The sequence below is a fragment of the Kosakonia sp. R1.Fl genome (assembly GCF_023516815.1).
Classification (GTDB): domain Bacteria; phylum Pseudomonadota; class Gammaproteobacteria; order Enterobacterales; family Enterobacteriaceae; genus Kosakonia.
This window is the reverse complement of sequence record NZ_JAMGSQ010000001.1, coordinates 3,397,916-3,410,194: the sequence shown is the minus strand read 5'-3', so window position 1 is coordinate 3,410,194 and position 12,279 is coordinate 3,397,916. Positions and strand designations below refer to the sequence as shown.

The following is a 12,279-nucleotide window of genomic DNA, read 5'->3' as shown; positions in this document are numbered from 1 at the left end:
CTCCTGAAATTTATCTGTCCGGGGAAGCCGCGTTAACAGTGCGATGAGCTTTACGTAACAAGCTGAAAACACCAGAGCGCCGCGCCCCAAAGGCAAAATCGCTTCAGCCAGTGTAATAAAAAAAGCCCCGCTGGTGAATCCAGTCGGGGCCTGAAAGATGAAAAATTGTTCGGATAGCTGAGTTAGATCATGTTACCGGTAAAATTGCGCAACATTAACCGACAGCGAATCACTCAAACTCGTTCCAGGAACGGCCGTCACGGGTGATCATCGCTACCGAGGCCACTGGCCCCCAGGTTCCCGCCTGGTAAGGTTTCGGCGAGTCGTTATCCGCCGCCCAGGCTTCCGTAATGGAATCGACCCATTTCCAGGCTTCTTCCACTTCGTCACGGCGCACAAACAGCGCCTGAATGCCGCGCATCGTTTCCAGCAACAGACGCTCATAGGCATCGGCCAGATGCGTCTGATTGAACGTTTCGGAATAACTCAGATCGAGCTTGGTGATTTGCAGATTGTGTTTGTGATCGAGACCCGGCACTTTGTTCAGCACCTGGATATCCACCCCTTCGTCCGGCTGCAGGCGAATGGTCAATTTGTTCTGCGGCAGATCCTGCCAGGACTCTTTGAACAGGTTCAGTTCCGGTGTTTTAAAGTAAACCACCACTTCAGAACACTTGGTCGGCAGACGTTTACCGGTACGCAGGTAGAACGGCACACCAGCCCAACGCCAGTTATCAATGTCGACACGGATAGCAACGAACGTCTCGGTGTTGCTGGTCTTATTCGCGCCCTCTTCTTCCAGATAACCCGGCACTTTTTTGCCCTGGGCGAAACCGGCGCTGTACTGACCGCGGACGGTTTTTTCACGCACATTGGTGCGATCAATACGGCGCAGCGACTTCAACACTTTTACTTTCTCGTCACGAATGCTGTCGGCGCTTAGATCGGACGGCGGCGACATGGCAATCATGCACAGAATTTGGAGCAGGTGGTTCTGGATCATATCGCGCATTTGTCCGGCCTGGTCAAAATAGCCCCAGCGCCCTTCAATGCCCACCTCTTCCGCCACGGTGATTTCAACGTGATCGATGGTGCGATTGTCCCAGTTATTGACGAAAAGAGAGTTCGCAAAACGCAGCGCCAGCAGGTTGAGCACCGTCTCTTTACCGAGGTAGTGGTCGATACGATACACCTGGCACTCTTCGAAAAACTCGCCCACCTGGTCATTGATTTCCCGCGATGTGGCAAGCGATGTGCCCAGCGGTTTTTCCATCACCACGCGCGCCGGTTTGGCGTTCAGTTTGGCTTCACCCAGGCCTTTGCAGATTGCGCCAAAAGTGCTTGGCGGCATGGCGAAATAGTTGATGGTGGTGCGATTTTTTTGATCCAGCATCTCGCCGAGACGTTTGAATGCCGACGTATCGTTGACGTCCAGATTGCAAAAATCCAGGCGACCACTCAGCTTGTCCCACAGGCTCTCGTCGATCTTCTCCTTCATAAAGGTTTCAAGCGCTTCGCGAACAACCTTGGTATACGCTTCCTTATCCCAATCAGCGCGGCCCACGCCCAGAATTCGTGTCTCCGGGTGAATCTGGCCCGCTTTTTCCAGTTGGTACAGGGAAGGCAGCAATTTCCGACGGGCAAGGTCGCCCTTGGCGCCGAAAATGACCAGGTCACACGCCTGGGCTGTTTGTATTACCGCCATGTCTTTCTCCTCAGTTGGCTATCCTGGAGCTTCAGCCAGGCCTCAGTTGTAATTTTATTACAGTGCACTGTACTGCTTTTACGTAATTCCCGAAACTGTTAAGCCTTGTCAGGACGTGCGTTATATTGTTGTGACGAAAAAACTGTTCTTTCGCCCTGATAAAGCGGGATATTTGCCCAATACACAGCCGGTAAAATCCGACTCTGATCATGTAATGAAAAAAAACAACAACATTTCTCATCACGACTTACCTTTCTGCGCGTCGCAGGGGTAATATCAAGCTAAACCGCATCACGATTCCATCTATTGGTGTAATCGTTTTACCATGAGCGTTTATCACCCATGAATATGCTGGAAAAAATCCAGTCACGGCTGGAACACCTTAGCAAATCCGAACGAAAAGTGGCGGAAGTGATCCTCGCCGCGCCGGACCAGGCCATCCACTCAAGCATTGCCGCACTTGCGCAAGAAGCGGATGTTAGCGAACCAACAGTGAACCGTTTCTGCCGCAGCCTCGATACCCGGGGTTTCCCCGATTTCAAACTGCATCTGGCGCAAAGCCTCGCCAACGGCACGCCCTATGTTAATCGAAATGTTGATGAAGATGACAGTGTTGAAGCCTATACCGGCAAAATCTTCGAATCCGCGATGGCCAGTCTCGACCATGTGCGCCAGTCACTGGATATGGCGGCGGTAAACCGCGCCGTAGATTTACTGACGCAGGCGAAAAAAATTGCCTTCTTTGGCCTTGGTTCTTCTGCCGCCGTTGCGCATGATGCGATGAACAAATTTTTCCGCTTCAATGTGCCGGTGGTCTACTCCGATGACATTGTGTTGCAACGCATGAGTTGTATGAATTGTAGCGACGATGACGTCGTTGTGTTGATTTCACATACCGGAAGAACCAAGAATTTAGTAGAACTTGCGCAACTGGCGCGTGAAAACGATGCCATGGTGATAGCCCTTACGTCCGCAGGCACGCCGCTGGCGCGTGAGGCAACGCTTGCTATCACCCTGGATGTTCCGGAAGATACAGATATTTATATGCCAATGGTTTCTCGTCTTGCGCAACTCACGGTGATTGATGTGCTGGCGACAGGCTTCACATTGCGTCGGGGAGCAAAATTCAGGGATAACTTGAAGCGAGTCAAAGAAGCACTGAAAGAATCGCGCTTTGATAAAGAGCTGCTTATTAAAAGCGATAACCACTAATAGTAAATATAAAAGCGGTAACCTCTTACGCTGTCCGATCTGACACATCGCCCTTCACAGCTGGGCGCCAAATGACCGGATTTATGTTCACGCAACACCAAGTTGTTTCAGTCAACGGAGTATTACATGTCCAGAAGGCTTCGCAGAACCAAAATCGTAACCACCTTAGGCCCGGCTACTGACCGCGATAACAACCTTGAGAAGGTGATCGCTGCCGGTGCTAACGTGGTACGTATGAACTTCTCACACGGAACACCTGAAGATCATAAATTACGTGCAGATAAAGTGCGTGAGATTGCGGCAAAACTGGGACGTCATGTTGCTATCCTTGGCGATTTACAGGGGCCAAAAATTCGTGTTTCCACCTTTAAGGAAGGCAAAGTTTTCCTGAACATCGGGGATAAATTCCTGCTCGATGCCAACCTCGGTAAAGGTGAAGGCGACAAAGAAAAAGTGGGCATCGACTACAAAGGTTTGCCTGCTGATGTCGTACCAGGCGATATCCTGCTGCTGGACGACGGTCGCGTACAGCTGAAAGTGCTGGAAGTTCAGGGCATGAAAGTGTTTACCGAAGTGACCGTTGGCGGCCCACTATCGAACAACAAAGGCATCAACAAGCTCGGCGGCGGCCTCTCTGCAGAAGCACTGACTGAAAAAGACAAAGCGGATATCGTGACGGCTGCATTGATCGGTGTTGACTACCTGGCCGTCTCCTTCCCGCGCTGCGGCGAAGATCTTAACTATGCTCGCCGTCTGGCGCGCGATGCCGGTTGCGATGCCAAAATCGTGGCAAAAGTTGAGCGTGCAGAAGCGGTATGCAATCAAGATGCGATGGATGATGTGATCCTCGCCTCCGACGTGGTAATGGTCGCACGCGGCGATCTCGGTGTTGAAATCGGTGACCCGGAACTGGTTGGTATCCAGAAAGCGCTGATCCGCCGCGCGCGCCAGCTGAACCGTGCGGTGATCACCGCGACGCAGATGATGGAATCAATGATCACCAACCCGATGCCAACACGTGCGGAAGTGATGGACGTTGCCAACGCCGTGCTCGATGGCACCGATGCGGTCATGCTCTCTGCCGAAACGGCCGCAGGCCAGTATCCGTCCGAAACCGTTGCTGCAATGGCGCGTGTATGTCTGGGTGCTGAGAAGATTCCAAGCATCAACGTCTCCAAGCACCGCCTGGATATCCAATTCGATAACGTGGAAGAAGCGATTGCCATGTCAGCCATGTATGCGGCAAACCACCTGAAAGGTGTAACCGCTATCATTTCGATGACAGAATCGGGGCGTACCGCGCTGATGACCTCGCGCATCAGTTCCGGGCTGCCGATTTTCGCCCTCTCTCGTCATGAACGTACCCTAAATCTGACAGCTCTGTATCGCGGCGTCACGCCGGTCTATTTCGACAGCGTAAATGATGGCGTGACAGCAGCTCACGACGCAGTAAACCTGCTGCGCGATAAAGGCTATTTGCTCTCTGGTGACCTGGTCATCGTGACTCAGGGTGATGTGATGAGCACCATCGGCACCACCAACACCACGCGCATTCTCACCGTAGAATAAGCGGTTATAGAAAGCAAAAAGGCCTCTCATTGAGAGGCCTTTTTTGTGGGCTATTTTTTCGCAAATAAATCTTTGCGCCTGTAAGGCTCAGTTTCACCCGGTTTGCGCGTTTTAAGCAATTTGAGGATCCAGGTATATTGCTCAGGATGCGGACCGACAAACTTTTCAACTTCTTCGTTCATACGGCGGGCAATCGTATTGTCATCAGCGGTAAGCAGATCGTCCATCGGCGGACGCACCTGAATAATCAGCCGGTGTGTTTTCGCATCATAAACCGGGAACAGCGGCACCACGTGCGCACGGCACACTTTCATCAAACGGCCAATAGCAGGCAGGGTCGCTTTATAGGTTGCAAAGAAATCAACAAATTCGCTGTGCTCCGCACCGTGATCCTGGTCCGGAAGGTAGTACCCCCAGTAGCCCTGGCGAACCGACTGGATAAAGGGTTTGATCCCATCATTACGCGCATGTAAACGCCCGCCAAAACGACGACGCACGCTGTTCCATACATAATCGAACACTTTGTTGCCCTGATTGTGGAACATCGCCGCCATTTTTTGGCCTTGCGATGCCATTAACATCGCCGGGATATCAACGCCCCAACCGTGCGGAACGAGGAAAATCACCTTCTCTTCGTTGCGGTGCATTTCATCAATAATTTCCTGCCCCTGCCATTCCACACGCGGCATGATCTTTTCCGGGCCACGCAGTGCCAGTTCCGCCATCAGAACCATGGCTTGAGGCGCAGTGGCAAACATCTCATCAATGATTACTTCTCTTTCCGCATCGCTTTTTTCAGGGAAGCAGTAGTAGAGATTGATCTGCGCGCGGCGGCGCGCGCTTTTGCCGAACTTTCCGGCCAGACGACCAAGTTTGCCGAGTACAGGATCGCGTACCGAGGGCGGGATCAGCGCTACACCCGCAAAAGCCAGCACTCCCAGCCACGCGCCCCAGTAGCGCGGATGGCGAAATTCTTTTTCAAACTCAGGAATGTATTCAGCGGTATTTTTTTTCGTTTCCATGCATCTTCCGCAGGCGAGAAATCAGTTCACATAAAATAATGAGATAGTGTAGCGAGGCGCCATCCATCGCACAAAAGAAAAAGCCGATGCGGTTTGGACATCGGCTTCGGACGCACATTTATTAAACGAATCAGTCGACTTTTAACTGAGGCAGAATCTCTTTAACCTGTGCCAGATAATCTTTGCGATCCGACCCGCTTAAGCCTTCGGTTCTCGGCAGCTTCGCCGTTAACGGATTAACAGCTTGCTGGTTGATCCACACCTCATAGTGCAAATGCGGTCCGGTAGAACGGCCGGTATTCCCGGAGAGTGCAATACGATCGCCACGTTTCACTTTCTGTCCTGGTTTTACCAACAGTTTGCGCAGGTGCATATAACGCGTGGTATAAGTGCGCCCGTGACGGATAGCGACATAGTTACCTGCCGCTCCGCTGCGTTTCGCCACGACGACTTCGCCATCCCCTACCGCCAGCACAGGCGTGCCCTGTGGTAACGCGAAATCAACGCCTTTATGCGGTGCAACCCGACCAGTAACCGGGTTCAGACGACGGGGGTCAAAATTCGAAGAGACACGGAACTGCTTGGATGTTGGGAAGCGCAAAAATCCTTTTGCCAGGCCTGTACCGTTGCGATCGTAAAATTTGCCGTCTTCCGCGCGAATTGCATAATAATCTTTGCCGTCGGAACGCAGACGCACACCAAGTAACTGGCTTTGCTCTTGCTTGCCTTCCAGCATTTCGCGGGACATGAGTACAGAGAATTCATCGCCTTTTTTCAGCTTGCGAAAATCCATTTGCCACTGCATGGCTTTGATCACCGCGCTGATTTCACCGCTGGTTAGCCCGGCATCGCGCGCGCTGGAAACAAAACTCCCGCCGACAGTCCCTTTCATCACCGAGTTTACCCAATCGCCTTGCTGCGTTTCGCTACTCATTTTGAAGCCGCCATCAACGCGGTCATAAGTGCGGGTCTCGCGGCGGGACATCTCCCAGGTCAACCGCTGTAAATCGCCATCCGCGGTCAGAGTCCAGGAGATCTGTTGGCCGATTTTCAGGTTACGCAGTTCTTTATCCGCAGCGGCAAGCTGGCTGATATCACCCATATCAATGCCGTACTGATTAAGAATGCTGCTCAGCGTATCGCCCGTCGATACGACATATTCATGTACGCCAGCTTCACTGGAGGTTTTCTCATCGAGTTCATCCTGCGGAATAGCGTCAACATCGTCATCCGATGCAGTCTGGTCGATAGGTTCGCTGGCTTCCGGCAGCAAAGAACGGATTTCGCTCTTCGGCAGCTCGATAGCTTTAACAATGGGTGTAACGGATTCGGGGTGGTAAACATACGGACGCCAAACGGCGACCGTGAGAGTGAGAACTGTAAGTGACCCCAGCATAACGCGGTGGGGTCGTGGCAGATTATTAAATGCCAGGGCGACAGAGCGGGCTATCTGTTGCACGTATTCACTTCCTCGTTATTCTCCTTTCAGGCAGCTCGCATACTGATGTGAAAGTTGGGCAAGGAACTGCGGATAGCTCTTTTTGCCTAACTTGATGCCGATACCGAGCGGATCCAACGTTCCCATTCGAACGGATGTCCCTCTGGCAACAGCTTCTACGACCGCTGGCCTGAACTGTGGCTCAGCAAAAACGCAGGTTGCTTTTTGCTCAACCAACTGTGTTCTGATTTCATGTAAACGCTGCGCACCAGGCTGAATTTCGGGGTTGACGGTAAAGTGACCCAGCGGAGTCAGTCCGTAGTGTTTTTCAAAGTAGCCGTAGGCGTCATGAAAAACGAAATACCCTTTCCCTTTCAGCGGTGCCAGCTCGTTACCGACCTGCTTATCGGACTGGGCTAATGATGCCTCAAATGCTTGCAGGTTGGCGTCCAGCTTGGCTCGACTTTGCGGCATAACTTCCACTAATTTATCGTGGATTGCAACCGCCGACAGCCGCGCAATCTCTGGGGAGAGCCACAGATGCATGTTGTACTCACCGTGATGGTGATGCTCGTCACTATTTTCGTCCTGATGATGTCCATCATCATGGTCGTGCTCATCCTCGTCCGACCCTTTCATGAGTAGCGTTTTCACACCATTCAGTTCCGCCATCGTCACTAATTTTTTCGCCGGGATTTGCTGCGCGGAACGCACCATAAAGGCTTCCATTTCAGGCCCGACCCAAAATACTAAGTCCGCGTTCTGTAAGCGTTTTACATCCGATGGACGCAGGGAATAATCGTGCTCTGAAGCGCCATCCGGCAGTAATACTTCTGTCGGCGTCACCCCATCAGCGATTGCTGACGCGATAAATCCCAGCGGCTTTAATGACGTTACAACGGCGGCATTAGCAGTTTGTGCTGCTCCACCGAGAAGCGCAGCGGATAACGCTGCGCAAAGAAGCGTATTTTTATGTAACATAATGCGACTATTAATCGTAATGAATAAATGGAATGTGATATTATAACATTCGACAACTTGTGCAACCCCATAAATGCTATGACGAATCTTGTAACGCTCGAAAAAATCACTGTCGCATTCGGCCAACGTCGCGTCCTGTCTGATATTTCGCTGAATTTACGCGCGGGTAAAATTTTAACCCTGCTGGGCCCTAATGGCGCGGGCAAATCAACGCTGGTGCGCGTTGTGCTTGGGCTGGTAGCACCCGACTCCGGGTTGATCAAGCGTGACAAAACGCTGCGCATCGGATATGTGCCGCAGAAATTACACCTGGACGCTACTCTGCCGCTCACCGTTGGCCGTTTTATGCGCCTGCGTCCTGGCACCAGCAAAGGCGATATTATTCCCGCACTAAAACGAGTGCAGGCCGCACACCTGGTCGATGCGCCAATGCAAAAACTGTCTGGTGGCGAAACCCAACGTGTATTGCTGGCGCGAGCACTGCTTAATCGCCCGCAATTGCTGGTTCTTGATGAGCCAACCCAGGGCGTTGATGTGAATGGCCAGGTGGCGCTGTACAACCTGATTGACCAGTTGCGTAAAGAGCTGGACTGCGCTGTATTGATGGTTTCTCACGATCTGCATCTGGTTATGGCAAAAACCGATGAAGTGCTCTGCCTGAATCACCATATTTGCTGTTCTGGCACGCCGGAAGTGGTTTCGATGCACCCGGAATTTATCTCCATGTTTGGCCAGCGTGGCGCGGAACAGTTGGGGATTTATCGCCACAATCACAACCACCGCCACGATTTACAGGGCCGCATTGTGCTGCGCCAGGGTAATGGACACTCATGATCGAATTATTACTGCCCGGCTGGCTTGCCGGGGTTATGCTCGCCTGCGCGGCGGGTCCGTTGGGCTCATTTGTTGTCTGGCGCAGAATGTCATATTTCGGCGACACGCTCGCGCATGCTTCTCTGCTGGGTGTGGCTTTCGGTTTGTTACTGGACGTCAATCCATTTTATGCAGTGATCGCCGTTACGCTGCTGCTGGCCGCCGGGCTGGTATGGCTGGAAAAACGACCTCATCTGGCCATTGATACCCTGCTGGGGATCATGGCGCACAGCGCACTGTCGCTGGGTCTGGTTGTTGTCAGCCTGATGTCAAATATCCGTGTCGATTTAATGGCCTATCTGTTCGGGGACTTGCTGGCGGTCACTCCAGCCGACCTGGTGGCGATTGCTCTGGGTGTTGTCGTGGTGCTGGGAATTTTGTTCTGGCAATGGCGCAATCTGCTGTCGATGACCATCAGCCCCGAGCTGGCCTTTGTCGATGGCGTGAAGTTGCAGCGTGTGAAGCTGCTGCTGATGCTGGTCACTGCGTTAACGATTGGCGTTGCCATGAAATTCGTCGGCGCACTGATCATCACCTCCCTGTTGATTATCCCTGCCGCGACATCGCGACGCTTCGCACGTACACCGGAGCAAATGGCGGGCATCGCAGTCGGGATCGGCATGATCGCCGTCACCGGCGGGCTGACATTTTCGGCTTTTTATGACACGCCCGCGGGCCCATCCGTGGTGTTGTGCGCGGCGCTGCTGTTTATCTTCAGCATGATGAAGAAACCCGCCAGCTAAAGCGAAAGGCCGGAAGCAAATGCTCTCCGGCCTTTAACGTTATGGCATTTGCGGCGGCGTTATACCAAAGTGATTCCACGCTCTGACTGTTGCCATCCGGCCTCGTGGCGTACGCTGCAAAAAGCCCTGCTGGATAAGATACGGCTCCAGCACATCCTCAATCGTTTCGCGCTCTTCACCAATGGCTGCCGCCAGGTTGTCCAGCCCGACCGGGCCACCGAAGAACTTATCGATTACGGCTAACAGCAGCTTACGATCCATATAGTCGAAGCCTTCGGCATCGACATTCAGCATGTCGAGCGCCTGGGCCGCGATATCAGCGGTAATGTCGCCATCGTGCTTCACTTCAGCGAAATCGCGCACACGCCGCAGCAGACGATTCGCAATACGCGGCGTACCGCGTGAGCGTCGCGCCACTTCCAGCGCACCCTCGTCGCTCATCTCCAGCCCCATATAGCGCGCGCTGCGCCCGACAATGTGCTGTAAATCTGCCACCTGATAGAACTCCAGACGCTGCACAATGCCGAAACGATCGCGCAGCGGCGAAGTGAGCGAACCCGCGCGCGTTGTCGCGCCGATCAAGGTAAACGGGGGTAAATCGATTTTGATTGAGCGCGCCGCTGGCCCTTCACCGATCATGATATCCAGCTGATAATCCTCCATCGCCGGATAAAGCACCTCTTCGACAACCGGCGAGAGGCGGTGAATCTCATCAATAAACAACACATCATGCGGCTCGAGATTAGTGAGCATCGCGGCGAGATCGCCCGCTTTTTCCAGCACCGGGCCTGAGGTCGTGCGCAGATTGACACCCATCTCGTTTGCCACGATATTCGCTAGCGTCGTTTTACCTAAGCCCGGCGGGCCGAAGATAAGCAGATGGTCCAGCGCGTCACCGCGCAGCTTTGCCGCCTGGATAAAGATCTCCATTTGCGAGCGCACCTGCGGCTGACCGATATACTCGTCGAGCATTTTCGGACGAATAGCGCGGTCTGCAACTTCCTCTATATTGGTGCTGGCGGGCGTTACCAGACGGTCTGCTTCAATCATCCTCTACCTCACAACGCCGCGCGCAGCGCTTCGCGGATCAGGGTTTCACTGTTGGCGTCCGGACGCGCAATCTTGCTTACCATCCGGCTGGCTTCCTGAGGTTTATAGCCCAACGCCACCAGCGCAGCAACGGCTTCTTGTTCCGCATCATCCGTCGCCGGGCTCGCCGGAGAGGACAGCACCAAATCAGCAGCCGGGGTGAAGAGATCGCCGTGCAGACCTTTAAAGCGATCTTTCATCTCGACAATCAAACGCTCGGCGGTTTTCTTCCCGATTCCCGGCAATTTGACCAGCGCCGCAGGATCTTCGCGTTCAACGGCGTTAACAAACTGCTGCGCCGACATGCCGGACAAAATCGCCAGTGCTAGCTTAGGCCCTACACCATTGGTTTTGATGAGCTCACGAAACAGCGTCCGTTCCTGCTTGTTATTAAAGCCGTATAACAGCTGAGCGTCTTCACGTACCACGAACTGTGTAAAAACAACCGCCTCTTTTCCGGCGTCCGGGAGCTCATAAAAGCAGGTCATCGGCATATGGACTTCATATCCCACGCCCCCCACTTCCAGCAGAACCAACGGGGGTTGTTTTTCTACAATAATGCCTCTGAGTCTGCCTATCACGTGACGCTCCTGCGTTAACGGCTGAAAGTGTAATGCCGTATGATAAAAAAAGGCTGGATAGATATCCAGCCGAATATACAGGAAAACGCGAGCGCGGTTCAGGAATTCGCGTAATAGGCCGCATCCGCAAGATCGGTGAGTAAATCGCGTTGCTCAGGGTGCCAGCCTAAGACCTCACGGGTTCGCTCGCTGGATGCCGACATATCCGCGGCAGCAAAGGTGGCAAACCAGCCAAAATGGTCGGCACCGCGTGATTCAGCGGGCAGGCCCAGCATGTTGCCAATGGCGATGGCAATCTCCCGCATCGCGATCCCTTCTTCCGCTACCGCATGATATACCGTTTCCGTTACGCCACTTTCCAGCGCCAGCCGGTATACCTTCGCCGCATCAAGACGATGTACCGCCGCCCAGTGATTATTGCCCTCGCCCGGCCAGGCGGATACACCGGTTTTCTTCGCCAGCGCGATCAAAATCGGGATAAAACCGTGATCGCCTACACCATGAACAGTTGGAGCCAGACGCACACTGGCAGCCCGGACACCTTTTTCGACCAGAGCCTGTGCCGCCAGTTCGGAACGGCGCAGATAGTCCGGCGCGCTGACAGGCTGATCCTTTTCTGTTGCTGGCCGCCCCTGAACCAGCCTTGCCAGCCCCGAGGTCACCAGCAACGGACGATCGCTACCGATCAGCGCCTCCCCCATCACTTCAATGGCGCGACGGTCCTGTTCGCAATTTTCCGCAAAGCGGGAAAAGTCGTGATTAAAGGCGGTATGGATCACCGCATCCGCACGCGACGCTGCGTCAAACAAGATGGTGTGATCATCCAGCGTTCCGGAAACAACCTGCCCCCCAGCGGCCAGCAATGTCTGTGCTTTATCCGTGTTTCTTGCCAGGCCGCTCACCTGGTGCCCGGCAGCAATCAACTCTGCCGCCACTTTAGCGCCGACCCAACCGGTCGCGCCCGTTAGAAAAACATGCATGTGTGTGTCTCCTGATATTGACTCGCGCCGTTATCCTTATAAATATCCTTTGTAGTGAAAAGTAGTGACGTTATCGGGGTATAAGG

Annotated in this window: 11 protein-coding genes; 4 read left to right on the top strand and 7 right to left on the bottom strand. The window is 53.4% G+C overall.

Features of this window, described 5'->3' with window-relative positions:
• Positions 1-229 precede the first annotated feature (229 nt).
• The gene (gene zwf / locus M8Q36_RS16140; protein ID WP_020454115.1) at positions 230-1,705 is read right to left on the bottom strand and encodes a glucose-6-phosphate dehydrogenase; all 1,476 of its coding nucleotides are present in this window, start codon (positions 1,703-1,705) and stop codon (positions 230-232) included.
• Positions 1,706-2,047: 342 nt separating this feature from the next.
• Here zwf and M8Q36_RS16135 point away from each other — a divergent pair, with 342 nt between their 5' ends.
• Both M8Q36_RS16135 and pyk read left to right on the top strand, forming a co-directional pair.
• Positions 2,048-2,917 (top strand): MurR/RpiR family transcriptional regulator, encoded by an 870-nt coding sequence (locus M8Q36_RS16135; RefSeq protein WP_017456940.1) that lies wholly within the window; start codon positions 2,048-2,050, stop codon positions 2,915-2,917.
• A 126-nt stretch (positions 2,918-3,043) separates the two neighbouring features.
• On the top strand, positions 3,044-4,486 hold the full coding sequence (gene pyk / locus M8Q36_RS16130; RefSeq protein ID WP_017456939.1) for a pyruvate kinase: 1,443 nt from the start codon (positions 3,044-3,046) through the stop codon (positions 4,484-4,486).
• 50 nt (positions 4,487-4,536) lie between these two features.
• Here pyk and lpxM read toward each other — a convergent pair whose 3' ends face one another.
• The 3 genes from lpxM to znuA all read right to left on the bottom strand — a co-directional run bounded on the left by lpxM (position 4,537) and on the right by znuA (position 7,927).
• Positions 4,537-5,508, bottom strand: a complete 972-nt coding sequence (gene lpxM, locus M8Q36_RS16125) for a lauroyl-Kdo(2)-lipid IV(A) myristoyltransferase (protein WP_249881546.1) — start codon at positions 5,506-5,508, stop codon at positions 4,537-4,539.
• A 130-nt stretch (positions 5,509-5,638) separates the two neighbouring features.
• Entirely contained in the window at positions 5,639-6,967 is a 1,329-nt protein-coding gene (mepM, locus tag M8Q36_RS16120; RefSeq protein WP_249881545.1) for a murein DD-endopeptidase MepM, read from the bottom strand.
• Positions 6,968-6,982: 15 nt separating this feature from the next.
• Positions 6,983-7,927, bottom strand: coding sequence for a zinc ABC transporter substrate-binding protein ZnuA (gene znuA / locus M8Q36_RS16115; RefSeq protein WP_249882788.1), 945 nt, complete (start codon positions 7,925-7,927; stop codon positions 6,983-6,985).
• A gap of 78 nt (positions 7,928-8,005) precedes the next feature.
• Here znuA and znuC point away from each other — a divergent pair, with 78 nt between their 5' ends.
• Together znuC and znuB are read left to right on the top strand one after the other, a co-directional pair.
• A complete protein-coding gene (gene znuC, locus M8Q36_RS16110) occupies positions 8,006-8,761 on the top strand; it encodes a zinc ABC transporter ATP-binding protein ZnuC (RefSeq protein ID WP_200550640.1) in 756 nt (251 codons plus the stop codon).
• Entirely contained in the window at positions 8,758-9,543 is a 786-nt protein-coding gene (gene znuB / locus M8Q36_RS16105; protein WP_065368190.1) for a zinc ABC transporter permease subunit ZnuB, read from the top strand. The genes znuC and znuB overlap by 4 nt, the downstream gene beginning before the upstream one ends.
• Before the next feature lie 39 nt (positions 9,544-9,582).
• Here znuB and ruvB read toward each other — a convergent pair whose 3' ends face one another.
• The 3 genes from ruvB to M8Q36_RS16090 form a co-directional block, all read right to left on the bottom strand.
• A complete protein-coding gene (gene ruvB / locus M8Q36_RS16100) occupies positions 9,583-10,593 on the bottom strand; it encodes a Holliday junction branch migration DNA helicase RuvB (protein ID WP_249881544.1) in 1,011 nt (336 codons plus the stop codon).
• An 8-nt stretch (positions 10,594-10,601) separates the two neighbouring features.
• Positions 10,602-11,213 (bottom strand): Holliday junction branch migration protein RuvA, encoded by a 612-nt coding sequence (gene ruvA, locus M8Q36_RS16095; protein WP_249881543.1) that lies wholly within the window; start codon positions 11,211-11,213, stop codon positions 10,602-10,604.
• Between the two features lie 98 nt (positions 11,214-11,311).
• Positions 11,312-12,193 (bottom strand): SDR family oxidoreductase, encoded by an 882-nt coding sequence (locus M8Q36_RS16090; RefSeq protein WP_249881542.1) that lies wholly within the window; start codon positions 12,191-12,193, stop codon positions 11,312-11,314.
• Between the last annotated feature and the right edge of the window lie 86 nt (positions 12,194-12,279).